This window comes from Archangium gephyra (assembly GCF_042230915.1).
In the GTDB taxonomy this organism is placed as follows: Bacteria; Myxococcota; Myxococcia; order Myxococcales; family Myxococcaceae; genus Archangium; species Archangium gephyra_B.
This window is the reverse complement of the sequence record NZ_CP102578.1, coordinates 8,498,416-8,522,918: the sequence shown is the minus strand read 5'-3', so window position 1 is coordinate 8,522,918 and position 24,503 is coordinate 8,498,416. Positions and strand designations below refer to the sequence as shown.

The 24,503-nt window shown below is 68.2% G+C and carries 17 protein-coding genes; 11 read left to right on the top strand and 6 right to left on the bottom strand.

Annotation, left to right across the window (positions count from 1 at the left end; genetic code table 11):
* Positions 1-6: 6 nt before the first annotated feature.
* Positions 7-1,323, bottom strand: a complete 1,317-nt coding sequence (locus NR798_RS33290) for a cupin-like domain-containing protein (protein WP_375766557.1) — start codon at positions 1,321-1,323, stop codon at positions 7-9.
* A gap of 110 nt (positions 1,324-1,433) precedes the next feature.
* Here NR798_RS33290 and NR798_RS33285 point away from each other — a divergent pair, with 110 nt between their 5' ends.
* A complete protein-coding gene (locus tag NR798_RS33285) occupies positions 1,434-2,471 on the top strand; it encodes a glycoside hydrolase family 43 protein (RefSeq protein WP_375773864.1) in 1,038 nt (345 codons plus the stop codon).
* A 39-nt stretch (positions 2,472-2,510) separates the two neighbouring features.
* Here NR798_RS33285 and NR798_RS33280 read toward each other — a convergent pair whose 3' ends face one another.
* Entirely contained in the window at positions 2,511-5,120 is a 2,610-nt protein-coding gene (locus tag NR798_RS33280) for a TonB-dependent receptor (protein WP_375766556.1), read from the bottom strand.
* A gap of 407 nt (positions 5,121-5,527) precedes the next feature.
* Here NR798_RS33280 and NR798_RS33275 point away from each other — a divergent pair, with 407 nt between their 5' ends.
* The 5 genes from NR798_RS33275 (at position 5,528) to NR798_RS33255 (ending at position 11,744) form a co-directional block, all read left to right on the top strand.
* Positions 5,528-7,108 carry a family 43 glycosylhydrolase gene (locus tag NR798_RS33275; protein WP_375766555.1) on the top strand — a complete coding sequence of 527 codons (1,581 nt, stop codon included), beginning with the start codon at positions 5,528-5,530 and terminating at the stop codon, positions 7,106-7,108.
* 201 nt (positions 7,109-7,309) lie between these two features.
* A complete protein-coding gene (locus tag NR798_RS33270) occupies positions 7,310-8,284 on the top strand; it encodes an ABC transporter substrate-binding protein (protein WP_375766554.1) in 975 nt (324 codons plus the stop codon).
* Positions 8,285-8,305: 21 nt separating this feature from the next.
* The gene (locus NR798_RS33265) at positions 8,306-9,805 is read left to right on the top strand and encodes a sugar ABC transporter ATP-binding protein (protein ID WP_375766553.1); all 1,500 of its coding nucleotides are present in this window, start codon (positions 8,306-8,308) and stop codon (positions 9,803-9,805) included.
* Positions 9,802-10,782, top strand: coding sequence for an ABC transporter permease (locus tag NR798_RS33260; RefSeq protein WP_375766552.1), 981 nt, complete (start codon positions 9,802-9,804; stop codon positions 10,780-10,782). Before NR798_RS33265 ends, NR798_RS33260 begins: the two co-directional genes overlap by 4 nt.
* Entirely contained in the window at positions 10,779-11,744 is a 966-nt protein-coding gene (locus NR798_RS33255) for a sugar ABC transporter permease YjfF (RefSeq protein WP_375766551.1), read from the top strand. The genes NR798_RS33260 and NR798_RS33255 overlap by 4 nt, the downstream gene beginning before the upstream one ends.
* A gap of 28 nt (positions 11,745-11,772) precedes the next feature.
* On the opposite strand, the gene NR798_RS33250 is transcribed toward NR798_RS33255, so the two are convergent.
* The 3 genes from NR798_RS33250 to NR798_RS33240 are packed head-to-tail and all read right to left on the bottom strand — an operon-like array spanning position 11,773 to position 15,716.
* Positions 11,773-13,287 carry a serine/threonine protein kinase gene (locus tag NR798_RS33250; protein ID WP_375766550.1) on the bottom strand — a complete coding sequence of 505 codons (1,515 nt, stop codon included), beginning with the start codon at positions 13,285-13,287 and terminating at the stop codon, positions 11,773-11,775.
* The gene (locus NR798_RS33245; protein WP_375766549.1) at positions 13,284-14,234 is read right to left on the bottom strand and encodes a hypothetical protein; all 951 of its coding nucleotides are present in this window, start codon (positions 14,232-14,234) and stop codon (positions 13,284-13,286) included. Before NR798_RS33245 ends, NR798_RS33250 begins: the two co-directional genes overlap by 4 nt.
* A gap of 3 nt (positions 14,235-14,237) precedes the next feature.
* Entirely contained in the window at positions 14,238-15,716 is a 1,479-nt protein-coding gene (locus NR798_RS33240) for a serine/threonine protein kinase (RefSeq protein WP_375766548.1), read from the bottom strand.
* Between the two features lie 326 nt (positions 15,717-16,042).
* On the opposite strand from NR798_RS33240, the gene NR798_RS33235 reads away from it, so the two are divergent.
* From NR798_RS33235 to NR798_RS33220, 4 genes are read left to right on the top strand one after another with little or no spacing between them, the layout of a single operon-like run.
* Positions 16,043-17,104, top strand: coding sequence for an aldose epimerase family protein (locus tag NR798_RS33235; RefSeq protein WP_375766547.1), 1,062 nt, complete (start codon positions 16,043-16,045; stop codon positions 17,102-17,104).
* A 28-nt stretch (positions 17,105-17,132) separates the two neighbouring features.
* Positions 17,133-18,269, top strand: a complete 1,137-nt coding sequence (gene galK / locus NR798_RS33230; RefSeq protein WP_375766546.1) for a galactokinase — start codon at positions 17,133-17,135, stop codon at positions 18,267-18,269.
* A 41-nt stretch (positions 18,270-18,310) separates the two neighbouring features.
* Positions 18,311-19,447 carry a glycoside hydrolase family 43 protein gene (locus NR798_RS33225; RefSeq protein ID WP_375766545.1) on the top strand — a complete coding sequence of 379 codons (1,137 nt, stop codon included), beginning with the start codon at positions 18,311-18,313 and terminating at the stop codon, positions 19,445-19,447.
* Positions 19,444-19,986: an NUDIX domain-containing protein gene (locus NR798_RS33220; protein WP_375766544.1), complete on the top strand. Its 543-nt coding sequence runs from the start codon at positions 19,444-19,446 to the stop codon at positions 19,984-19,986. Before NR798_RS33225 ends, NR798_RS33220 begins: the two co-directional genes overlap by 4 nt.
* A 16-nt stretch (positions 19,987-20,002) precedes the next feature.
* Here the strand turns inward: NR798_RS33220 and NR798_RS33215 are convergent, their stop codons facing one another.
* Complete coding sequence (locus tag NR798_RS33215) at positions 20,003-22,084, bottom strand: catalase (RefSeq protein WP_375773863.1); 2,082 nt, start codon at positions 22,082-22,084, stop codon at positions 20,003-20,005.
* A gap of 459 nt (positions 22,085-22,543) precedes the next feature.
* Between NR798_RS33215 and NR798_RS33210 the strand changes: the two genes are divergently transcribed.
* A complete protein-coding gene (locus tag NR798_RS33210; RefSeq protein WP_375766543.1) occupies positions 22,544-24,502 on the top strand; it encodes a pyridoxal phosphate-dependent decarboxylase family protein in 1,959 nt (652 codons plus the stop codon).
* Position 24,503 lies beyond the last annotated feature (1 nt).

Below are 24,503 nucleotides of genomic sequence, written 5' to 3'. Positions count from 1 at the left end.
CTCGCCTTACGCGCGGACGAGGGCGTGTTGGGAGGCGAGCGTGGTGAGCAGGGCGCGCAGGTGCTCGCGCGACCAGACGACCTTGTCGCCCTGGCGCTCCTCGACCACCTCTTCCAGGAGCGCCCCCACCCGGTGGGCCCCACCGCCCGCCAGACGATGGAGCGTCTCCACCAGCCCGCGGCTCTCGGGGAAGCACTCCGAGAGGCCGTTGCTGGAGACGCCGATCTCCCCGCTGGAGAGCTTGCGCCAGACGAGCCCCGCCTCCGGCAGGAGCTTCATCGCCTGGGAGTCGTCCAGCACCACACCGGTGGCCGGCGGGTGCACGATGGTGTAGCCGCCGCCGCTCACGTACCGCAGCCACGTCAGCTCCATCTCCCGCTCGAAGAAGCCTCCCTCCACCAGCTTCCTCAGCCCCTCCACGACGTGCGCCGTGGCGCCGCGCAGCGTCTCGGGCACGGCACTCGCCAGCTCCTGGCGGCGCGCCGGCTCGAAGGGAGTGGGGGCCATGCTGTCGGAGATGGCCGGACCGAGCACCTCGAAGACCTTCTCCGGGAAGCTGTCCGCCAGCGGGTTGGAGGTGTGGTAGACGGCGAGGTTGGTGGTGATCGACAAGGCGCCGTTGCCCTGGGCGCAGTGCCAGAACCGCCCCGGCCAGTAGAAGACGTCGCCCGGCTCGCCATCCAGGACGATGGGAGGCTCGCGGATCTCCTTCATGGAGCGCAGCTGCAGCGTGAAGTCGAGGTTGCTCGGATCCAGGTTCCCCGTGACGTAGGGCAGCAACGTCTCGTAGGGCCACAGCAGCATGCGCTTGCGGCCCGTGAGGATGATGGCGAAGTTGCCCGCGAGATCCTTGTGCACGCCGAAGAACGTCTCGGAGTAGTCCCCGGCGAACATGTCCGCGTCGACCCGGTAGGAGGGCAGGCCGATCTGCTCGAACAGCCCGTCGGTGAACTGGCGGTAGCGGTCGAACATCAGGCGCGAGCGGGACTGCAGCCGCTGCATGTGGAAGAGGAAGCCCCGGCCGGGCAGCTCCTTGTAGAGGCGCTGGGTCCAGCCCTCGAAGGAGCCATCCTCGTGGCGCGGCATGTAGGGGAGCCGCAGGACGACCTCCCCCTTGTCGATGATCAGCCGGGAGATGCGGGGCTTCATCCAGTCGCCGGCGACCTGGGCATACTGGGCCTGCTCGTCGGCGACGACGCGGAAGAGCTCCTCGGTGGGGATCAGCAGCCGGCCGTCGAACAGGTTCTTGAAGACCCGGGGCTGCTGGTCCCAGGTCTCCGCGGCGAAGGTCTTCCAAAATCCCACGGGCAACCGAAAGCTCATGTGCATCCTCTGCGGCGGACCCGGTTACGGTAGGCGAAAACCCGGAAGGAAGTACAGATGACCCCAGTCCCGGCTCGGGCGGGATCGTGAGGAGAGCTCCCTTGTCAGGAATGGGTAGAGCGTCGTTCTTCGGCTTTCTTTCTGCGGCACTGGCGCTTGTTGGCGGCTGCGTGACTCCGGGTGACCAACCCCCGCAGGCCCTCACCCCGTACCCGCCCGTGCTCCGTGCCGATTTCCCAGACCCGTTCATCCTCGAGCATGAGGGGCGGTATCTCGCCTATGCAACGAACACGGACGGGGTCAACGTGCAGATGGCCTCGTCCACGGATCTCACGAGCTGGCGGATCCTCTGGGATGAACGGGAGCCGAACCGGCTGCACGACGCGATGCCAGTCCTCCCGTCCTGGGCGAAGACCGGCTTCACCTGGGCGCCCGAAGTGCTGCGAACCCCGGGCGGCTTCGTGCTCTATTTCACCGCGCGCCACACCGCGAGCGGCCTCCAATGCGTCGGAGCCGCGACCAGCGAAGACCCGAGCGGTCCGTTCACCTCGCCAGCCTCCGAACCCCTCGTGTGTCAGTACGAGCTCGGCGGCACGATCGACGCGAGCCCATTCCGTGCTCCGGACGGGCAGCTCTACCTCTACTTCAAGAATGATGGGAACAACCCGCGCTTCAACAAACCGACGGAGCTCTTCGCCCAACGTCTTTCTTCCGACGGGCTCAGCCTGGCCGGCGATCCCGTCTCCCTGGTCCGCAACGACAAACCCTGGGAGGGCCGCGTGGTCGAGGCTCCGACCATGATCGAACGCGGCGGCTCCTATGTCCTGTTCTTCTCCGCCAATGACTATGGCTGGCAGGACTCGCAGCGCGTCTCGAGCTACGCGACCGGTTACGCCACCTGCGAGGGGCCGCTGGGACCCTGCATCGATGCGCCGGGCAATCCCTTCCTCGCCAGCACGTTCGAGCCTTGTCTCAGCGGCCCCGGTCATCAGACCGTGTTCCAATCCGGCGACAGGGATTTCCTCGCCTTCCATTCATGGGCGGCGACAAAGGCTTGCAGGCCGGCGAACCTGGGCCGCTTCCTGCACATCGTTCAACTGTCCTGGCAAAACGGCGTGCCCCAGATCGCGGCTCTCGAGCCGCGATGAGGCACGCCGTTGCGTCCTTCCTGGACCTGGCTGCTGGACCTAGATGCTGACGCGGACGCCCAGCGAGTAGATGCTCTCTTCGTAGCGCACGTCGCGGGGGTAGGTGTCGCCTTCGGGCGTGAACTGCCGGAAGTTCCTGAAGGGATTCCCGAGGATGTTCGACGCGTCGAAGGTGAAGGTGACCTTGTCCCAGGGCTTGAGGTTCCAAGGCGAGTAGCTCGCCGAGAAGTCGAGGCGCGAGACGCCGTCCACGTACTCACCCGTGAACCCATCCCCCTCCGGGTTCTGGACGTAGGAGGTGATCCAGCGGGAGCGGTAGTTGTAGGCCAGACGGGCGGCGAACTTGTCGCGCTCGTACATCGCGACGAGGTTGTAGGACCAGTTGGACACATTGGGAATCCGCCCGGTCTCGCCCAGCTCGAGCTCGAACCCCTTGGGGAAGGCCTGCTGGTCGTCCAGATAGGTGAGGTTGCCGTAGGCGCCGAAGCCGCTGAGCCAGCCCGGGAGGAAGTCGAAGAAGGTCCCGAGCGAGGCCTCGAAGCCCTGGATGCTGCCCTCGCCGCCGTTCACCGGGATGTTCACGCGGATCCGATCCTCCCCATAGACCGGGGAGTCCTGGGTCACGTCGAGGTTCGTGATGAAGCCCTTGAAGTCGCGGCGGAACACGGCGAGTGACGCCATACCGGTCTGCAAGAAATAGTATTCGAGCGAGGCGTCGTAGTTGTTCGACCGGATGGGCTTGAGGTCGGGGTTGCCGCCTCCACCGGTGATCTGGCAGCTCGGAGGCGGGTTGGGCTCCGACAGACAGGGGGGCGGCGAGTTGAGGAGGATCGGGCGCAGCTGCTCGAAGCTCGGCCGCGTACGGGTCTGGGTGGCGGAGAGCCTCAGCTGGAGGTCGGGGAGGAGCCGGACTCTCGCGCTGGCAGTGGGAAGCAGGTCGGTATAGCTCCCGTTGGCCTTCTCGGTGGTGGTGACGGTGGTGTCGGTGCGCACCGCCCGGAGGCCGACGACGCCGTCCACCGGCACGCTGCCCACCTTGAACTCGTAGCGCGCCTGCGCGTACCCGCCGAAGGTCTGCTCATTCGCCTCGAAGACACGCAGCCGCTCGGGCGCGCCGGGGTTGAAGCCCTGGATGGTACGGAGCTGCTCCACGTTTCTGCGGATGCTCTCATACGTCGGCACGACCCAGGTCCGGGTCTGCTGGATGTCGCTGCCCCGGAAGCCGCCGCGGAACACGTGCAGATCGACCGGCATCTGGGAGAGCGGGGTCCCGGCCGCCAGGAGGCAGGGCGCGCCGGGGTTGCCACCATCGTCATTGGCGCAGTAGCGCTGACCATTCTCCTGGTAGGCGTCACGCGTCGTGAACCGGAGTCCGGCCTCCAGCTTGGGGATGAAGGAGAAGCCGGTGTTCAGGTCGACGTCCGTCCGGGCCTGCCAGTCGTCGCCCGCCGCGACGAAGGACCTGTCGAAGAAGCCGAGATAGTTGAAGTTGGCGGGATTGGTCAGGTCGAAGTTCTGGAGGCTGAACTCCATGCCGCCAGGTCCCCTCGGCACGTCGAAGTTGACGTCGAAGGTGGGGGAGGTGACCAGTTCCTGGTCGAAGCTGTAGAGCGACAGGTCGAACCGGCTGTCCGTGCGCGCGAGATCGGCCGTGATGCGCCAGGGTCCCGCTTCATAGGAGCCGCCGACGGCGAGCTGATAGGTGTCCGTCTGGCGGGCGGTCGCGCCCTGGAACATGAACGGACGGGCGGCATTCTCGACGGTGAGGCTCTGCGCTTGGTCCGTGCTGCCCGGCCGCATCGTCAGGTTGGAATAGCGGCTGTCGGCGCCCCACAACCGCATCTCCAGTTGGCGGTCCGAGACGCTGTCGCGGTACCCCTGCCAGATACCCTCGACATAGAGCTCGAGCCCGGGTTGCGGCCGCCACTGCACCGCTCCGTTCACCGATGGCCGCTCGCGCTGGCCTGCCCCATAGAAGATGCCGACGACATCGGGGAAGCGGAACTGCTCGCCCGTCGTGGTCCGCCCGGTGCCGATGAACCCGGTGTTCCAGCGCGCGGAGTCGAGATAGTTGAGGCGGGTGTAGGAGAAGTTGACCAGCGCGCCGACTTCGCCCGCACCGGTCTGCCAGCGGTTGGTGACCAGGATGTTGCCGTTCGGGTCGAACAGGCCCGACTGGTTGGCGTAGGTGCCCCGGAAGGCGCCCGAGACCTCGAAGCCCTCGAAGTCGAACGGCCGGCGTGAGCGGACGTCGAGGAGCCCGGCGATGCCGCCTTCGATCTGATCGGCGGTCGTGGTCTTGTAGACGCCGAGCGACGCGATGCCACCCGAGGGGAAGTCGGCAAGCGCGACACTGCGCGTCTCGGCGGTGAAGATCTCCCGGCCGTTATAGGTCGTGGTGAGATCGGGCAGTCCGCGCACCAGCACCTGTCCGGCCGCTTCGCCCCGGGCTCGGTCCACCTGGACGCCCGGAATGCGTGCCGCCGTATCGGAGACCGTGACGTCCGGCAGCTTGCCAATGTCTTGCGCTACGACCGTATCGACGATCTGGTCGGAGTTGCGCTTGACGCTCTGGGCCTGCTGCATGCTGCGTTGCAAGCCGACGACGACGATCTCCTCGACATACTCCTCATCGCCCGCAGCGGCCACGCCGCCGTCCGTCTGCGGCTCCCCCTGTCCCGCGTCGGCCTCTTGCGCCGGTGCGGGTCCAGGGTTGTTCGGCGCGGTTTCTACGGTCTGCGCGAGCGCATCAGCCGTCAGGATCGCGATGGGCATTGAACAAAGAACGAGTGTCTTCAAACGCATCTATACCCTCACCAACGGCGCGCACGATTCCTACGGCCCCTCTGCCAGACGAGGCCCTTCGGTTTCATACGTGTTCGTAAGGCGCGGCATCTCACTCATGCACCCGGAGGGTGTCAAGGCGAGTTATCCACGTGAAACCCCTTAGCGGGAGACACACCGCGTCAACATCACACGCAAAGCGTTGACCGTTGTTTCGTGGCACTCGTAGTGTGCGCGCCCTTCGGCGAGGAGACTTCATGAGGCGACGTGGCATGTCTTTCAAAGCGACACTGTTCTCACTGACCACGGTGGCCGTGCTCGTCGCGGCGGGCTGCTCCACCAGCCGCGCGAAGCCGCAGCCTCTTCAGGGGTCGAAGCCTCAGCCGCTTCAGGTGTCCAACCCGGTCATGCCGGGCGACTATGCGGATCCGTCGGTGATCCGAGTCGGCGATGACTATTGGGCGACCGCGACCTCGTCGGAGTGGGCGCCGCACTTCCCCCTCCTCCACTCGAAGGACCTGGTGAACTGGGAGCAGGCCGGCGTGGTCTTCGAGTCCGCGCCCGAATGGGCCGAGGCCAACTACTGGGCCCCCGAGCTGCTCGAGGACAAGGGCCAGTTCTTCGTCTACTACACGGCGCGCAAGAAGGGCGGCCCGCTGTGCGTCAGCGTGGCCACCGCGGCCCAGCCCCAGGGGCCGTACACGGATCACGGTCCACTCGTCTGCGATCCGGACGGCTCCATCGATGGCGTGCTGATCCGCGACGAGAACGACGTGCCGTACCTCGTCTGGAAGCAGGATGGCAACAGCCGCGGGCAGCCCACGCCCATCTGGGCTCAGCGGCTCACGGAGGACCGCACCCGCTTCGCCGAGGGCAGCACCCGCCAGCAGCTCATCGTCAACGACGCGCCCTGGGAGGGCAGCGTGGTCGAGGGCCCGTACCTCCTGAAGCGCGATGGCTGGTTCTACATGTTCTACGCGGGCGGCGGCTGCTGCGGCCGCACCTGCAGCTACGGCGAGGGCGTGGCCCGTTCGCGCAAGCTGCTCTCCGGCTGGGAGAAGCACCCGTCCAACCCGATCGTGGGGGCGAACGCCGAATGGAAGTGCCCGGGCCACGGCTCCGTGGTGACGGACGCCTCGGGACAGAGCTACCTGCTGTACCACGCGTACAGCGCCAGGGACACCGTGTACGTCGGGCGGCAGGCCGTCCTGGATCCGCTGACCTGGGGCACGGACGGCTGGCCCTCCATCAACACCCACCAGGGCACCGGCGGCGGGAAGCGGGCGCCCACCGGCTTCTCGGATGAGTTCAACGGCTCGACCGTCGCCATGGGGTGGCAGTGGCCGCAAGGCAACCGCCCGCAGGCGAGCGTTTCGGGGGGGATGCTGACGCTCGCGCCCAATGCCAACCGGGCCACCGAGCCTGCCGGCGCGGTGCTCGCGCGCTCCACCAACACCGGCCAGTACGTGGCCGTCACCGCCCTGGATCCCGGTGGCTTCGCTTCGGGCACGCAGGCCGGGCTCTCCGCGTTCGGCGACCCGGAGAACTCCGTCGGCATCCGCTTGAAGGGCAGTACCCTCGAGGTGTGGAGCCGCCAGGGCAACAAGGAGCAGACGCTCGGCAGCGCGCCGGCGCCCGGGGGCGCCAGGGTGTATCTGCGGATGACCGCGCGCGAGGGGCACTTCTTCCGGTTCTCCGCCAGCAACGATGGTTCCCACTGGCTCGATGTCGGCAACGAGCTCAACGGCGACTTCCTGCCGCCGTGGGATCGCGGCGTGCGCGTGGCGCTCACCGCGGGCGGTGTGGTGGGCGCGTCCGCGCGGTTCGACTCGCTGACCATCACCCCGCGGTAGGGCCCTGGCCTGCTCGCTCGCCTGGCCAGCGGCAGTGGATGACGAGCCGCGGCATCACGCCGTGTCTCAGTCTATTGGCCCCGAGGCCATTCCTTCCGGCGGCGCGCGGCCTGTGATTTCATGCGCGCCCGCTCGATCACCCTGTACCGGATGTCAAAACGCTGGAGGAACGTCTCCTCCGGCGAATCCTTGGAGAACATCATGAAGCAGCTGATCGTGGCAGCGCTGCTCGTCTTCGTCGTCGGTTGCAAGAAGGAGCCGGCGCCCGAGGCGTCGGCCGGCAACGCGGGCCCCACGGCGGAGAAGAAGCTCGTCGTTGGCTTCTCCCAGGTCGGCGCGGAGAGCGCGTGGCGCACCGCGGAGACCAAATCCATCCGGGGCGAGGCGGAGAAGCGTGGCATCAACCTGAAGTTCGCCGACGCCCAGGGCAAGCAGGCCAACCAGATCATGGCCATCCGCTCCTTCATCGCGCAGGGGGTGGACGCCATCGTACTGGCTCCGGTGGTGGAGACCGGCTGGGAGCCCGTGCTGCTGGAGGCGAAGGCCGCCAACATCCCGGTCATCCTCGTGGACCGCGGCATCAAGGTGACCGACGAGAGCCTCTACACCACCCTCATCGCCAGCGACTTCGTCGAGGAGGGCCGCATGGCCGCCGACTGGCTCGCGAAGAAGATGGGCGAGAAGGGCAACGTCGTGGAACTGCAGGGCACCACCGGCTCGGCACCGGCCATCGACCGCAAGAAGGGCTTCGAGGAGGCGCTGAAGAAGTACCCCAATATCGCCATCGTCAAGAGCCAGTCCGCCGACTTCAGCCGCGCCAAGGGCAAGGAGGTCATGGAGGCCTTCATCAAGTCCGACCGCAACAACATCAACGCGGTCTACGCCCACAATGACGACATGGCGCTCGGAGCGATCCAGGCGCTCGACGAGGCGGGCATGAACCCGGGCAAGGACGTCCTCGTCGTCTCCATCGACGCGGTGAAGGGCGCCTTCGAGGCGATGGTCGCGGGCAAGCTGAACGCCACCGTCGAGTGCAACCCGCTGATGGGCCCCATCCTCTACGACACCATCGCGAAGATCCGCGCCGGCGAGAAGGTCCCGAAGTACACGCAGAACAAGGACCAGCTCTTCGACCAGACGACCGCCGCGCAGGTCATCGGTTCCCGCGAGTACTAGCCAAGAGGTCACCCCCGTCCCATGAGCACCGAGCCGCTCCTCGTCGCACGAGGCATCCACAAGCGCTTCCCGGGAGTCCACTCGCTCGCGGGGGTGGACTTCGACGTGCGCCCGGGAGAGGTCCATGCGCTCATGGGACAGAACGGCGCCGGCAAGTCGACGCTGATCAAGGTCCTGACCGGCGTCTACCCGCGCGACGAGGGGAGCATCACCTTCGAGGGGCGTGACTTCACGCCCTCGTCCCCCGCGGAGGCCCAGCGCCGGGGCATCAGCACCATCTACCAGGAGGTCAACCTCATCCCGACCCTCACGGTCGCGGAGAACCTCTTCCTGGGCCGCGCCCCCCGGCGTTGGTATGGCATCGACTGGCGCACCGTGCGCCGCAAGGCCCGCGAGGTGCTGGCCACGTTCGATCTCGACATCGACGTGGACAAGCCGCTCGGGTCCATGTCTACCGCCATCCAGCAGCTCGTGTCCATCGCCCGCGCCGTCGATACCGACGCGCGGCTCATCATCATGGACGAGCCCACCTCGAGCCTCGATGCCCACGAGTGCGAGGTGCTCTTTGGCATCATCGATCGGCTGAAGGCGCGGGGGCTGGGCATCATCTTCGTGACGCACTTCCTGGAGCAGGTGTACCGGGTCAGCGATCGCGTCACCATCCTGCGCAATGGCGCGCTGGTGGGCACCTACGAGGCCTCCAAGCTGTCGCGGCTGGACCTGGTGGCGCACATGCTCGGGCGCACGCCCGAGGAGCCCAAGCCGGGCACCCTTCCCGGGGAGATGATGGGCGAGCCGGTGCTCGATGCCAAGGGACTGTCCCGCCGCGGCCTGGAGCCGTTCGACCTGAACATGCGCGCGGGCGAGGTGGTCGGGTTCGCGGGCCTGCTCGGCTCGGGGCGCACCGAGGCGGCCCGCCTGCTCTTCGGCGCGGACGCGGCGAAGACCGGCACCGTCAACGGTGTCTCCCTGCGCAGCCCGCGCCAGGCGATCGCCCTGGGGATGGGCCTGTGCCCCGAGGACCGGAAGCTCGACGGCATCGTCCCCGACATGTCCATCCGCGAGAACATCGCGCTCGTCATCCAGCAGCGGCTGGGCATCTTCGTCTCCCGCGCGCAGCAGGAGCGGATCGCCCGGGAGTACGTGGAGAAGCTCGGCATCAAGACGCCGTCCATCGAGCAGCCCATCCGGTTGCTCAGCGGCGGCAACCAGCAGAAGGTCATCCTGGCCCGGTGGCTCGCGGCCCGGCCCCGCCTGCTGATCCTCGACGAGCCCACGCGCGGCATCGACGTGGGCGCCAAGGCGGAGATCGAGCGCGTCATCGACGAGCTGGCCTTCCAGGGCCTCTCCGTCATCTTCATCTCGGCCGCGCTGGAAGAGGTGGCGCGGCTGTCGCACCGCGTGGCCATCTTCCGTGACCGCAAGATGGTCGGTGAGTACACCGGGCTGGCGCTGCCGGAGATCATGAAGGTGATCGCCGGCGAGAAGACGCCCGACGACGAGCGGCGAGGAGCGGCATGAAGTCCAGGAATTTCTGGCCCCTGGTGGGCCTCGCGGTGCTGCTGGTCTTCAATCTCCTGTTCACGCCCGGCTTCGCGCACATGGAGCTGCGCGACGGCCGGCTCTTCGGCACGCTCGTGGATCTGTTCCAGAACGGCGCGCCGGTCATGCTGCTGGCCACGGGCATGACGCTGGTGATTGCGCTGGGCGGCATCGACCTGTCGGTCGGCTCGGTGATGGCGCTGGCGGGCGCGGTGGCGGCGCTGCTCATCACCGAGCATGCGCAGCCCGCTGCCCTCGCGCTCGGCGCCGCGCTGCTGGTGGGGCTGCTGGCCGGAGGCATCAACGGGGCGCTCGTCACCTACGGCGGCGTCCAGCCGATCATCGTCACGCTGGTGATGCTGGTCACCGGACGCGGGCTGGCGCAGACCCTCACCCAGGACCAGAAGGTCCGTTTCGAGAGCCCGGCCTTCGAGTATCTCGGCAATGGGACGCTGCTGGGCCTGCCGGTGCCGATGTTCATCGTCGCGGCGGTGGCCCTGCTGGTGGGGCTGGCGCTGCGCAGGACGGTGCTGGGCCTGTACGTGGAGGCGATCGGCGGCAACCCGAAGACGGCCCGGCTCTCCGGCCTCCGTGTCGATGCCATCCGCGTGGTCGTCTACATGGCGTGCGCGCTCTGCGCCGCGGTGGCCGGCCTCATCGCCGCGGCCGACATCAAGGAGGCCGACGTGGCGAACGCCGGCCTCTATCTGGAGCTCGACGCCATCCTGGCGGTCGTCCTCGGCGGCACCAGCCTCACCGGTGGACGCGCCAACCTCGTCGGCTCGCTCATCGGGGCGCTCTTCATCCAGACCCTGACGACGATGCTCCAGATGAAGGGCGTCATCACCGAGCACACCCTGATCATCAAGGCCATCGTCGCGCTGGCTGTCTGCTTCGTGCAGACCGCCGCCTTCGAGCACTTGCTCCAGCGACTCCGTCCCGCGACAGGCGCATGAAGAACTATCTCCGCAAGCACGTCACCGTCTTCGCATCGGCCGGCGTCTACCTGGCGCTCTACGCCCTGGCGGCCGCCCGGTATGACGGCTTCTTCTCCGGTGCGGTGTTCACCAACTTCCTCTCCGGCAACGCGGTGCTGGGCATCGTGGCGGTCGGCATGACGTTCGTCATCCTCTCGGGGGGAATCGATCTCTCCGTCGGGGCGATGATGTCGTTCTCGAGCGTCATCATCGGCGTGCTCATCATGAACTCGCACCTGCACCCGCTGGCGGCCATCGCGGTGTCGCTCGCGTGCGGAACGGCGATGGGCGCGGTGATGGGGCTGATCATCCACACGACGGGCATCAAGCCCTTCATCGTCACGCTCGCTGGCATGTTCTTCGTGCGCGGGCTCGCGTTCCTCATCCACCTGGAGTCGGTGGCCATCGTGGACGCGCGGCACACCGCCTTGGCGAGCACGCGCCTGGGGCCGCTGCCGATGACCGCGCTCCTGTTCCTCGCGATGGTGGTCATCGGCTGGTACGTCGCGTCGCAGACGCCCTTCGGCCGCAACGTCTACGCCCTGGGCGGGAGCGAGGAGGCCGCGCTGCTGATGGGCCTGCCCATCAAGAGCACCAAGGTGGCCGTGTACGCGGTCAGCGGCTTCTGCGCGTCCTTCGCGGGCGCGGTGCTCACCTTGTACCTCTCGAGCGGCAATCACCTGGAAGGTGTCGGCATGGAGCTCGACGCCATCGCGGCGGTGGTGGTGGGCGGCACGCTGCTCGCGGGGGGCGTCGGCTCCGTCATCGGCACGCTGATCGGCGTGCTGATGCTCGGGCTCATCCTCACCTGCATCACCACGTACGAGGGCATGATGAGCTCCGGGCTGACCCGCGTGGCCATCGGGCTGTTGTTGCTCGCGTTCGTGCTGATGCAGAAGCTGCTGACGCGGCGGCTCCCCGGAGAGTTGCACGGCACGTAGCCGCTGGTCTTCCCAGCTCCGTGCCCGCTCAGTGCGCCACGTCCAACCGTTGAGCCTCGGCGTCGAAGGTCCATCTCGCGTCGGGGCCCTTCGGGTTACCCACCGTGATCAGGAGGCGGCGAGAGGAGGCTCGAACCGAAGCGGTGAAACTGAAGCTCGGCGCGCTCTCGATGTGGGTCTCATTCGTGGCGGTGCTCTTCGTCGCATGGCCCTCTTCGTCGCTGAGATGTAGCCACGTCATCCGGGGGCAGCGCTTGCGGGTTCCCTGCTCTTCACAGTAGCCCTCCAGGCGCAGCTCTCGCTGTTGGCCCCTGGCGCCACTGAGGGACACCCGCTCGAGCCTGAAGGTCAGGACCGGGCTGGACACCGACTCGAGCTCTACGCGCTCATTCACCGCGAGGTGGATGGGAACGCCTGGCTCCTCGCCGGTCTGCTCCCGCGGCTCGCCGGTCTGTACGCTGAGGCCCCCGGGGGGCTTGGGTGGCTCCTCCGTGCTCCGCGGAGGGGGGGCGATGACAGGTGGAGCCGCGGTGGGCGGCTCGCTCACTTCATCGGGCCGGGGAAGGAGGGCCCAGATGGCCGCGCCCAGGAGCGGCAGGACGAGCAGGGCCCGGGGCCAGCGCTTCGCCTCCCGCTCCTCGCGCGCGACCGGAGCCTGGCGCCCGGCGGCCGGGGAATCGAGCTGGTCGAGCGCTCGCAGCGCATCGCGTGCGGTCGCGAAGCGCCGGGTCTCATCGGTGTCGACGAGCCGGCCGATGAACTGCCGGAACCCTTCGGTCACATCCAGGCGCCGGCCGGGGACCAGGCCCTTTCCTTCCTGGATGAGCTCCCACGGGGGCTGCCGCGTCAGCAGGTGGATGAGCGTCGCGCCCACCGCATGCAGGTCGCTCCACTCGGTGACGTGACCCGCGAGCTGTTCGAGAGGCGCGTAGCCGTAGGTGCCGGTCATCGTCGCCCCACGGGCATCGCCGGTGGCCAGCTCGCGTGCCGAACCGAGGTCCACCAGGAAGAGGGCGCCATCGGGCCGCAGGATGAGGTTCGCGGGTTTGATGTCGCGGTGGATGATCCTCGGGACATGGGCGTGGAGCTGCAGCAGGACCGAGAGGAGCTTGCGCGCGAGGTCTCGGGCCTCCGCCTCGGAGTAGCGGTGCACCGCGAGCCGTGAGAGCAATGACTCGCCCTCGATGAACTCCTGCGCCAGGTAGAGCCGCGTCTGCGTGCCCTCGCCCTCCTTGAAGCTCTCGAGCAGCCGCGGCACGCGCGGGTGTGACAGCCGGGCGAGCACCTTCGCCTCCCGCTCGAAGGCCTCCAGGTGATGGACCTCTGGCGCCGAGAGCAGCACGAGCTCCTTGAGCGCGACCCGTTGCCCACGCGCATCCTCGGCCAGGTAGAGGCGCCCCAGCTCGCCCTGGGCAATCACCCGCAGGACACGGTAGCCGCGCACGAGCGCCGCGGCGCCGCAGGCGTCACAGCGTGGCCCGGAGAGCATGGCCTCACAGGCGATACATCGGCGAGCGTCGAAGCTGGAGGGGGTGGCGGTCATGGGGGCGAGGGGATGTCGAGCTGCAGCCGGTCGGGAACCGGCCCGGCCTCGCGAGGGGGAATGGCCGGTACCGGGGCTTCGAAGTAGTACTGCTGCTCGAAGTAGATGGGCGCACCCTTACTGCTGGGATTGTGCTGTCCGCAGGCGATCGACTTCTTCGTCCACTGCGGCTGCATGAAGGCGAACTCGAGCGTATGCCCATCAGGCACCGCGCGGAGTCTCCGCAAAGGCATGGCGGTGTCACACTGCGTGGACTCCTTGAACCCCACGATGACCATCGAGCGATCCGGGCAGGTCAGGAAGCCCACGGACTTCTCGCCAAAGGCATACGTGTCCAACGGTTTGGGCCGGAGGTCTGGGGGCTTGTTGCTCTGGAAGCAGACCATTCCGGGCTCACACTTCACGGGCTTGATCGGCAGCACCTCGGTTCCCTGGGGGTGCCGTGCACGCTGGTACTCCTCCCAGAGCGCTAGCTGGCGATCCACATCCCAGCTCTGGACGTAGCGGACCGTGCCGTGCCGCGTCACGATCTCCGTCTCGATCTCCTTTGGCCAGGGCTTCGCACCGAGGTCCACGGTTCCACCCGTGACGAGCTTGCGGCGGAACGAGAAGCAGGGCTTGCCCACCTTGTGGAGCTCGAACTTCAGCTCGTAGGCGCGGAACTCCTGGGGCGTGCTGGAAGGCGGATCCCAGAGCACCTCGCTGCGCAGGAAGGTGCCATCGTAGTAGCGGCAGATGCCGTCGACGTAGAGCGTCCCGCGTACACCCTGGGGAGGCGCACACTGCTCGAACTCGGAGAGCGCCTGCGCCCAGCAGTTGTCGGCGCGCTCGAGCCAGGGGCAGGCCGGGGAAGGGTCGATGGTGGACTTCACGGACTCCTGGGCGAGTCCCTCCGTCCCGGCGAGCCAAGCCGTGAGCAGGGGCAGCCATCGCATCGTGCGTCGCATGGCTCACTGCTCCCTGGTGGCGCGTTGGGTCCGCAGGTCGATGCGGTAGACCGCGTCGGGAGCCTGCACCAGTCCGAGACGCACCGTGAAAGCGCCCTGCGCATCGGAGAGCTCCCTCGTCATCTCCTGCACCTGCGAGCTGAGCGGCAGGACCACCTTCTCCTCCAGCTTCGGGTCGATGAGCGTGCCCTCGTCGTCCACCAGCCGGAAGAAGGGCGCCCACTGGCAGAGCTGCGTCGGGCTGTTGTTGGTGAAGACCAGTTCGAAGCGCAGCTTCGGCAGGAGCTCCTGCGGATGGCGCGTGACGGAGACGCGGGTGACGCGCAGCTCCGTGTCCTTGAAGCAGCCCCCGAGCGAGCTCAGTCTGGTGACCACCTGGGGATTGAAGGGCTCGACGAGGACCTCCATGCCGCGTGGAGGGGGAGGTGGGGCGGCGACGGGGACTTCCTTGATCACCTCGACGATCCGGGGTGGCGGCTCGGGTGGGGGAGGCCTGGGCCACAGCAGCGCCGCGAGCAGCACGGCCGAGAGCCCCATCGAGCCCAGCGCGAGGGGCTTCCAGTACCCGGCTGGAGCCGGCTCGGCGGGCGGCTCGCCACGCTGGAGGGCCTCGAGCGCACGCAGCGCCTCGGCCGCCGTGGGGAAGCGGTCAGCGGGATTCGGAGCGAGCAGCCGCTGGAGGAAGGACCTGAAGCCAGGGGAGGCGTTGAGCTTCTCGCCCACCTCGAGCTGAAGCCCCTTGCCACGCAGGAGCTCCGACGGGGAGCGGCGTGACAGGAGGTGGAGGAGCGTCGCGCCGACGGAGTACAGATCGCTGGCCTCCGAGACCGTGCCGCCGAGCTGCTCGGGCGCCATGTAGCCGAAGGTCCCCACGAGCGTGGAGTTGACGGTCCCGCCCCGGGTCACGTCGCGGGCGGTGCCGAAGTCGACGAGGCAGATCGAGCCGTCCGGACGCACCAGGAGGTTGGCGGGCTTGATGTCACGGTGGAGGATGCGCGGGGACAGTCCGTGCAGGTAGACCAGGACTTCCAGTACCTGCGCGCCCACCTCGCTCACCTCGTCCTCGGTGAAGCGGTGGAGCTGGAGCCGCTTGAGCAGCGAGGGTCCCTCGATGAACTCCTGTGCGAGGTAGAGCCGGGTCTGCGGGCCACTGCCCTCGGTGAAGCTGGCGAGGAAGCGCGGGATGCGGGGATGCGACAGTTGCGCGAGCAGCTCGCCCTCGCGGCGGAAGGCCTCGAGCCGCTGGGTGTCAGGGGCCAGCCGGAAGACCAGTTCCTTGAGCGCCACCCGGGTCCCCTCGGGCCCCTCCGCGAGATAGACGCGGGCGTGCATGGACATGGCGATGCGGCTCAGGACACGGAAGCCGCCCGGTGCCACCGGGCTTCCACAGCCCTCACATCGCTCGGAGGTCAGGGCGCCGCCACAGACAGCACACGTGCCCTCGCGCGGAGCACCGGACGAGGCCTTTGAGTCAGGAAGCATGGGAGCCCAAATCCTAGCCTGCCTTCAGGCACGGATGCCGCCTCGGCTTCTGTCCCCGCGGCGCCGGGCCACCGAGGCGCTCGCCATTATCCACCAACAATACATCGTCCATTCATCAGGTGCCCGAGAACCCCTGGACACTGGAGTTGGTCCGCCAGCGCTGGGGTGAGCCCGTGGCGTGGCGCCGTGGTTCCCGCTGAAGCTTCACGCCCAGCGTGGTATGAAGCGGGCGCTTGCATGCCTGGGCCGGAGGCTGACGGTTCGCGGTTGGCTCAGCAACGGCGCGCGACAGGCCGCGCGCATTCATCTTCGTCTCAGGAGGCGTCGTGGAACGGACCCCCTTCGGTACGGCCCCAGGAGGACAGCCCGTCGATGTCTACACCCTCACCAACAAGAGCGGAGTAGAGGCGCGGGTCACCAACTACGGTGGAATCATCCTCAGCCTGCGCGTGCCGGACCGGCACGGCCGCTTCGACGACGTGGTGCTGGGCTATGACTCGTTGGCGGGCTACCTGGCGGAGTCCCCCTATTTCGGTGCACTCATTGGCCGTTACGGCAACCGTATCGCCCGGGGCCGGTTCACGCTCGATGGCCAGCAATACACCCTGGCGACGAACAACGGCGTGAACCACCTGCACGGCGGTCTCAAGGGTTTCGACAAGGTGGTGTGGACCGCGGAGCCGTTCGAGAACGCCCAGGGCATGGGCCTCGTCTTCACCTACGTCAGCCCCGACGGCGAGGAGGGCTACCCGGGGACCTTGACCGCGAGGGTCACCTATACGCTCACCGGCGATAACGCGCTCGTCTTCGACTACCACGCCACCACCGACAAGGCGACGCCGGTCAATCTCACGCAACACAGCTATTTCAACCTGGCTGGCGACGGGAAGGGCGACATCCTGGGCCATGTCGTCACGCTCAACGCGGACCGCTTCGTCCCGATCGATCCGACGTCCATCCCTCTTGGCGACCTCCGCGACGTCACGGGCACGCCGTTCGACTTCAGGCGGCCCACGTCCATTGGTGCGCGCATCCGCCAGGACGACGAGCAGCTCCGCAACGGGCAGGGTTATGACCACAGCGTCGTGCTCAACAAGAGTGGGGCCAGCGAGCTGACGCTGGCCGCGCACGTCCTGGAGCCCACCTCCGGCCGCGTGATGGAGATCCACACCACCGAGCCGGGCATGCAGTTCTACTCCGGCAACTTCCTCGACGGCACGCTGAAGGGGAAGAAGGGCGCGGTCTACCACCACCGCTACGGCTTCGCGATGGAGACCCAGCACCTGCCGGACTCGCCGAACCAGCTCGGCTTCCCCTCGACGATTCTGCGCCCCGGCGAGCACTACCGCTCGCGCTCCGTCTACAGCTTTTCCGTCTCGGCTGTGTGAACCCAGCCCTTCTCCCTCCGGTGAAACGATGACGCTCCGCGAACAGGTCGAGCAGGATTTCCGCAAGCGCTTCGGCGCAGCCCCCGCCACGGTCGTCCGGGCTCCAGGCCGGGTCAACCTCATCGGTGAGCACACCGATTACAACGACGGCTTCGTGCTCCCCATCGCCATCAATCGCGAGGTGTGGATCGCGCTGCGCCCGCGCGATGACCGCCGCGTCGTCGTCCACTCGCTTGACTACGGCGCGCCCCTGTCCTTCGAGCTCGGGCAGATCTCTCACTCCGGCAAGGACTGGGCGGAGTACGTGAAGGGGGTCGCCTGGGCGCTGCAGGAGGCCGGTCACACCCTCGCGGGCTGGGAGGGAGTGATGAGTGGGGAGGTGCCGCGCGGCGCGGGCCTGTCCTCCTCCGCCGCCGTGGAGCTGGCCGTGCAGCGCGCCTTCGCCACCGTGAGCGGGCTGCCGTGGAAGCCGTCCGAGATGGCACTGCTCGGTCAGCGGGTCGAGAACAAGTGGATCGGCGTCAACTCGGGGATCATGGATCAGATGATCGTCGCGGGGGGCCGCGAGAACCATGCGCTGCTCATCGACTGCCGCAGCCTGGAGCTTCAGCCCGTGCCCCTCCCCGCGGGCGCCGTGGTGGTCGTGCTCGATACGGGGACCCGCCGCGGGCTGGTGGACTCGGCCTACAACGAGCGCCGCAGCCAGTGCGAGGAGGCCGCGCGATTCTTCGGCGTCAAGGCGCTCCGCGACGTCGACGCGCGGACCTTCTCGGCACGCCAGAACGAGCTCGACCCGTTGGTGCGCCGCCGCGCGCGGCACGTCATCACCGAGAACGATCGCACCGTGCAGGCCGCCGAGGCCATGCGGGCCGGTGACCTCACGCGGCTGGGCCGGTTGATGGATGCCAGCCACGACAGCCTGCGCGACGACTTCGAGGTCACCAACGACGCGCTCAACACCATCGTGACGTTGGCGCGGGCGCAGCCGGGCTGTTTCGGGGCCCGCATGACGGGCGCAGGCTTCGGCGGCTGCGCGGTGGCCCTGGTCTCGCCCGAGCAGTCCGAGGCGTTCGTCCAGCGCATCAACGAGAAGTACCAGCAGGCCACGCGGAACACGCCGCAGTGCTACGTGTGCCAGGCCGCGGACGGGGCGAGCGTCGTCTGACGCGCGCGGTCCCCGCTCAGCGTCACGCTCGAGGAATCCGGATGAGACTTCTGCCGATCACCGTGCTCTGTGCGGCGCTCACGGCCGTCGCGCCACAACGCGCGGGCGGGGAGGGCGCCGCTGCCTCCTACACCAACCCTGTCTTCGATGAAGACTTCCCGGACCCCACGGTCATCGATGCTGGCGGCGGGTGGTTCTACGCCTATGCCACGCAAGGGGACGTCGCCGGCCGGGTGCAGAACATCCAGGCCGCCCGCTCGTGCGACCTCGTGCGCTGGGAGCGCGTGGGCGACGTGCTGCCCGTGAAGCCCGCCTGGGCCTCGCAAACCCAGCTCTTCTGGGCGCCGGACGTCCACCGCCGCGGCCGCACCTTCTCCCTGTACTTCTCGGCCGGGCTCGACCCAGACCGCGCGGCTCGATTCAAGAAGGAGCGGGGCGCGACGGACAGCAAGGAGGACGTCTTCTGCCTGGGCGTTGCCACGTCGTCCCGGCCCGAAGGCCCGTTCCGCGACAGCGGGCGTCCTCTGACGTGCGGCCTTTCCTTCGTCAACATCGACCCGATGGCCTTCGACGATCCGAGCACGGGGAGGAAGTACCTCTATTGGGGCTCGGGCTTCCAGCCCATCCGCGTGCAAGAGCTGGCGGCGGACGGGCTGAGCTTCAAGAAGGGGAGTGCGCCGATCGAGCTGGTGAAGGCAGACAAGAGCATCCCCTTCCAGACCCTGATCGAGGGTGCGTGGGTCGTCTACCGCGAGGGCTACTACTACCTCTTCTACTCGGGCGAGAACTGCTGCCACGGCCCGCTGCAAGAGATCAGGTACGCCACGATGGTCGCTCGCTCCCGCAGCGCCACCGGCCCCTTCGAGACGCTGGCGCAGGCGACGGGCGCGCCCGACAGCGCCATCCTCCGCCGGAGCGACGCGTGGATCGCGCCGGGCCACAACTCGGTTGTCACCGACCGCGCGGGGCAGGACTGGATCGCCTACCACGCCATCGATGTCAGACGGCCCTACGTCGAGGCCGTCATCAGCGGCGACCGGTCGGTGCGCCGCCCGATGCTGATGGACCGGCTGACGTGGCGCGACGGGTGGCCGCGCGTCGAAGGCGGAGCTCCTTCCGCGGGGCCCGCGGCCGCGCCGTCCGTGGCTCCCCCACCAACGCCGGAGTCCCGCCCATGACGATCGAGAAGCTCTCTTCCAGGGAGGTGTACCGCAACCGCTGGATGACGGTGCGCGAGGACTCCATCCGCAGGCCGGATGGCTCCAGCGGCATCTACGGTGTTGTCTGCAAGCCGGACTTCTCGCTCATCATCCCGTACGAGGACGGCGCATTCCATCTCGTGGAGCAATACCGCTATCCGGTCCAGGGCCGCTACCTGGAGTTCCCCCAGGGCTCCTGGGAGACCCGGGCGGACGCGCCGCCCGAGTCCGTGGCCGCCGGTGAGCTCCAGGAGGAGACCGGGTTGGTGGCCGGGCGCATGACGTACCTCGGCCACCTCTTCAGCGCCTATGGCTACTCCAACCAGGGCATGCACGTGTTCCTCGCGGAGGAACTGTCCATGGGACCGCAGCAGCTGTCTCCCGAGGAGGGAGATCTGGTGTGCACCCGGGTGACGGTCGAGCGCTTCGAGGCGCTCGTCCGAGAGGGCCGCATCAAGGATGCCTCGACCCTCTCGGCCTACGCGCTGCTGCGGATGCACCGGCGCCTGGAAGGCTGAGCGCCGGCTCCGGGGCTCAGCCCGAGACGACATCCTTGTCGTGACGGGCCCAGTGCCGGTGCTGCGCGATGGCGGCGATGAACTTCGTGGGGAAGTCCTGGCCGTCCGCCGCGCCCACGACGACGCCCAGGGCCGGGGTGGAGATGCCTCCCGCCTCCAACAGCTCGGCGGCCTCCTTCGTCACCCCGATGGCCTTGCAGTGCCGGTAGGCCTCCTGGATGAAGTGCACCGAGTCTCCATCCTTCTTGAGCACCGCCACGCTCGCGGCGCCCCCGGGCACGAAGACGGCGTCGTACTCGAACGAGCCCGTGGTGAGCGCGCTCTTGTCGACCTTTACCGCCTTCCCGTCCGAGCCCTTCACCGTGCCCAGGCGCCTGGAGATGAGCACCAGCTCGGCGCCCGCCTGCTCGATGGCCGCCTTCGTGGACTGGAGATCCGCGGCGTCGAAGCCGTCCGCCACGAGCACGCCGATGCACCGCGTCTTGATGGAGTCCTTCTTCTGGTTCTCCATGCTCAGCGCGGGTGACTTGTCGACCACGGGCAGCCCCAGGGTGTCGGCGACCTTCTCGAGCTTGCCCTTCACCGCGGTCATCGTGGGCACGGCCATCCCCAGCCCCTGCGCCACCTCCGTGGCGAGCTCCGCGTCGATCTTCACGAGGATCTGCTCGACGACGCGCTTGCGTACCTCCTCACGCTCGACCTTTCCCAGCTCGAACTGGAGGGCCATGATGATGTGCTCGCGCTCGGGCTTGGACATGCTGCGGAAGAACAGGCTCGCCTGGCTGAAGTGGTCCTGGAAGCTCTCCGCGCGCTTGCGCACCTTCTCGCCCTCCACCTTCTCCGGGAAGTGCCGGTAGCCGCCCTGCTCCGCGGCGGCCATGAAGGGGCAGCCGCCGCCCAGCGAGTTGGGGAAGTAGTTGACCCGCCCCGCGTCGATGGTCTGCCGGTGGAAGCCGTCCTGGTGGAAGTTGTGGACCGGCGCGATGGGACGGTTGATGGGGATCTCCGTGAAGTTCGGTCCGCCCAGCCGCGTGAGCTGCGTGTCCAGGTACGAGAAGTTGCGCGCCTGCAGGAGCGGATCGTCCGTGAAGTCGATGCCCGGCACGACGTGCGCGGTGCAGAACGCCACCTGCTCCGTCTCCGCGAAGAAGTTCGTCGGGTTGCGGTTGAGCACCAGCTTGCCCACGCGGCGCACGGGGACGAGCTCCTCGGGGATGATCTTCGTCGCGTCCAGCAGCTCGATGCCCAGCTTCTCCGCGTCCTTCTCCTCGATGATCTGCAGGCCGAGCTCCCACTCGGGGAAGTTGCCCTTCTCGATGGCCTCCCAGAGATCGCGGCGGTGGAAGTCCGGGTCCTTGCCCGCGAGCTTCTGGCTCTCGTCCCACACGAGCGAATGCACGCCGAGCAGCGGCTTCCAGTGGAACTTCACGAAGCGCGACACGCCCTTGGCGTTGACCAGGCGGAAGGTGTGAACCCCGAAGCCCTCCATCATGCGGAAGCTGCGGGGAATCGCCCGGTCGGACATGATCCACATGATCATGTGCGCCGACTCCGGCACGAGCGACACGAAGTCCCAGAAGGAGTCGTGCGCGGTGGCGGCCTGGGGCATCTCGTGGTGCGGCTCGGGCTTGGCCGCGTGGACGACGTCCGGGAACTTGATGCCGTCCTGGATGAAGAAGACGGGGATGTTGTTGCCCACCAGGTCCCAGTTGCCCTCCTCCGTGTAGAACTTCACGGCAAAGCCGCGCACGTCACGCGCCGTGTCCGCCGAACCGCGCGAGCCCGCCACGGTGGAGAAGCGCACGAAGACGGGCGTCTTCTTGGACGGATCCTGGAAGACCTTGGCCTTGGTGTACTCGGCCAGCGACTCGTAGACCTGGAAGTAGCCGTGTGCCGCCGAGCCTCGCGCGTGCACCACGCGCTCGGGGATGCGCTCGTGGTCGAAGCGCATGATCTTCTCACGGAGGTGGAAGTCCTCGAGCAGCGTGGGACCCCGCGCGCCCACCCGCAGCGAGTTGTCCGTGTCCTCGACGGGAACGCCCTGGCCCGTCGTCATCCGCTGGCCCGTGGGATCCGAGCGGTTCTTGTCCAGCTGCATGTCCTTGCTGCGCTCGTTGATGCTCACCGTCTCCGGGGTCTTCTTGCTCAAATCCATTCCTCCTGGGGCCCAGTGGGGTAGGCATCGGGACCCAGGGATGCGAGCGCTTCACGTAGCGCCCGCATTGGCGCTGCCCATTGGAGAACGGATCACGCACGGACCTGTCCGCCCGGCGGCATGCGGGCGCGGAAAATAAAGGGCCGAGGCCACCGGAGGAACGGTGACCTCGGCCTGGGACGCTCGCGCCCCCACGACGTGAGCCTCACCCCCGCGCTGCTGTGCAACCGCGAGGCCAGCAGCCGGATGGCCTTGTCTCCTCGTGAGCACGTCCATCACCGCGCCGTGTCAGGCGCAGCATTTGCGGCTTCCTCCCCCCGCCGCGCAGCATTTGCCACCCGCTCCCTGGGGGAGTGCCGGGGCGCATTGCTTGCAGAGGCCCGAGCCGCACACGGACTCCTCATGCGCACGCACCCCCGCCCGGACACCCTCCCCACCGCTCCTCTCGATCTCGGCTCCATCTTCCTGGGACCCAAGGGGGAGAACGCCGACACCTTCGAGCGCCTGTTGCTCGAGGCCTTCCGCGACCACGTCTTCTGGCGCCGCAACCTCCACCCCGAGGACGGCTTCTTGATTCAAGAAGCGGAGAAGCGCGCGCCCGGCTACGAGGCCTCCCTCTCCGTGCTGTCGCAGGAGCTGATGGGGCTGCTGGGCCAGCTCAAGGGAGGCGTGCCTTCCTTCAGCCCCCGCTACATCGGGCACATGTGCTCGGACCTCACCATGGCGAGCCTCATCGGCTACTTCGCCACGATGCTCTACAACCCCAACAACGTGTCGGCGGAGGCCTCGCCCGTCACCACGCGGCTGGAATTCGAGGTGGCCGAGCAGCTCGCTCGGATGGTGGGCTACGCGCCGGAGCGGCAGTGGGGGCACCTGACCTCGGGCGGCACGGTGGCCAACTTCGAGGCCCTCTGGGTCGCGCGCAACGTGAAGTACCTCCCCGTGGCGCTGCGGCACGCCGCGGAGGAGGCCGGTGTGAAGGGGCTGGAGGTCCGGCTGCCGGATGGCCACGAGACCACCCTGCGCGAGCTGAGCCTGTGGCAGCTCCTCAACGTGACGCCCGAGGCCGCGCTGGATGCGCTGGACCGCTTCCGCGCCCGCCTGGGGGACGCGCGCCTCGCGATGGAGTGGGTGACGCGCCACTCGCTGGCGGGGCTGGGCTACCAGGAGTTCGGCCTGCGGCTGGCCTCCGAGTTCAAGGACGCGCTGCCACCCGGCGTGGTGCTGGTGCCGTCCACGGCGCACTACTCGTGGGAGAAGACGTGCCGGGCCCTGGGCATCGGTGCCCGGCAGCTCATCCACGTGCCGGTGGACACGCACTTCCGCATGTCCCCCGCGGCGCTCGAGGACACGCTGCGCACGCTGGCGGTGCGCCAGCAGCCGGTCATCGCCTGCGTGGCGGTGATGGGCTCCACCGAGGAGAGCGCGGTGGACCGGTTGGATCTGCTCGCGGACCTGCGGGAGCGGCTGGGGCGGACGCTGGGACTGGCGTTCCACCTGCACGCGGACGCGGCCTGGGGCGGCTATGCGGCCTCCATCACCCGGGGGCCTGGGGGCGAGCGCCGCACCTATGAGGAGACGCTCGCGGACTACGCACCGGAGTCCTGGCCCTCGGAGGGCGTGTACCGGGCCCTGTGCGCGCTGGAGCGGACGGACTCGGTGACGATCGATCCGCACAAGCTGGGTTACATGCCCTACCCGGCGGGCAGCATCACCTTCCGGGACAAGCGGGTGAGGGATCTGGTGTCGGTGGAGGCGCCATACCTCTTCCACGCGGGAGGCGACGAGAGCGCCTACCTGGGCCGCTCCATCTTCGAGGGCTCCAAGCCCGGAGCGGCGGCGGCGGGTGTGTGGATGAGCCACAAGGTGCTGCCGCTCAACGCCAGCGGGTACGGGCGGCTGGTGGGCGAGACGGCCAAGGGGGCCATGGCGCTCTACCGGCGCATCGCCAGCGGGGACTGGGCGCCCTTCAAGGTGGTGCCGCTGCCGGCCTCGGACCTGAACATCGTCTGCTTCGCGGTGGGGCACCCCTCGCTGGAGACACTGGAGCGGACCAATGACTTCATGGACCGCCTCTACCGGGCACTGAGCGTCGGCCCGGGCGCGCTGAAGCGCCCGGACTACTACGTGACGAAGACGGTGCTGCGGGCCCATGAGTACGGGCGGGCGGCGTTGCCCACGGTGGAGGGGCTTGGCTTCACCCCCAAGGACTACGACCGGGCGGGAGGGGTGGCCGTGTTGCGTTGCACGGTGATGGACCCCTTCCTGGCCTCGCGCCGGGGCAAGGTGGACTACATCCGCGGCTTCGTCCACACGCTGGGAGAGGTGATGCGCGCCGAGCTGGAGTCCGCCCGGCGCTGAA

What these genes read in the sequence shown, in the direction of transcription:
- NR798_RS33290 (WP_375766557.1), bottom strand. Translation starts at nt 1,323, where the DNA reads ATGAGCTTTCGGTTGCCCGTGGGATTTTGGAAGACCTTCGCCGCGGAG.
- NR798_RS33285 (WP_375773864.1), top strand. Translation starts at nt 1,434, where the DNA reads ATGGGTAGAGCGTCGTTCTTCGGCTTTCTTTCTGCGGCACTGGCGCTT.
- NR798_RS33275 (WP_375766555.1), top strand. Translation starts at nt 5,528, where the DNA reads ATGTCTTTCAAAGCGACACTGTTCTCACTGACCACGGTGGCCGTGCTC.
- NR798_RS33270 (WP_375766554.1), top strand. Translation starts at nt 7,310, where the DNA reads ATGAAGCAGCTGATCGTGGCAGCGCTGCTCGTCTTCGTCGTCGGTTGC.
- NR798_RS33265 (WP_375766553.1), top strand. Translation starts at nt 8,306, where the DNA reads ATGAGCACCGAGCCGCTCCTCGTCGCACGAGGCATCCACAAGCGCTTC.
- NR798_RS33260 (WP_375766552.1), top strand. Translation starts at nt 9,802, where the DNA reads ATGAAGTCCAGGAATTTCTGGCCCCTGGTGGGCCTCGCGGTGCTGCTG.
- NR798_RS33255 (WP_375766551.1), top strand. Translation starts at nt 10,779, where the DNA reads ATGAAGAACTATCTCCGCAAGCACGTCACCGTCTTCGCATCGGCCGGC.
- NR798_RS33250 (WP_375766550.1), bottom strand. Translation starts at nt 13,287, where the DNA reads ATGACCGCCACCCCCTCCAGCTTCGACGCTCGCCGATGTATCGCCTGT.
- NR798_RS33245 (WP_375766549.1), bottom strand. Translation starts at nt 14,234, where the DNA reads ATGCGACGCACGATGCGATGGCTGCCCCTGCTCACGGCTTGGCTCGCC.
- NR798_RS33240 (WP_375766548.1), bottom strand. Translation starts at nt 15,716, where the DNA reads ATGCTTCCTGACTCAAAGGCCTCGTCCGGTGCTCCGCGCGAGGGCACG.
- galK (WP_375766546.1), top strand. Translation starts at nt 17,133, where the DNA reads ATGACGCTCCGCGAACAGGTCGAGCAGGATTTCCGCAAGCGCTTCGGC.
- NR798_RS33225 (WP_375766545.1), top strand. Translation starts at nt 18,311, where the DNA reads ATGAGACTTCTGCCGATCACCGTGCTCTGTGCGGCGCTCACGGCCGTC.
- NR798_RS33220 (WP_375766544.1), top strand. Translation starts at nt 19,444, where the DNA reads ATGACGATCGAGAAGCTCTCTTCCAGGGAGGTGTACCGCAACCGCTGG.
- NR798_RS33215 (WP_375773863.1), bottom strand. Translation starts at nt 22,084, where the DNA reads ATGCAGCTGGACAAGAACCGCTCGGATCCCACGGGCCAGCGGATGACG.
- NR798_RS33210 (WP_375766543.1), top strand. Translation starts at nt 22,544, where the DNA reads ATGCGCACGCACCCCCGCCCGGACACCCTCCCCACCGCTCCTCTCGAT.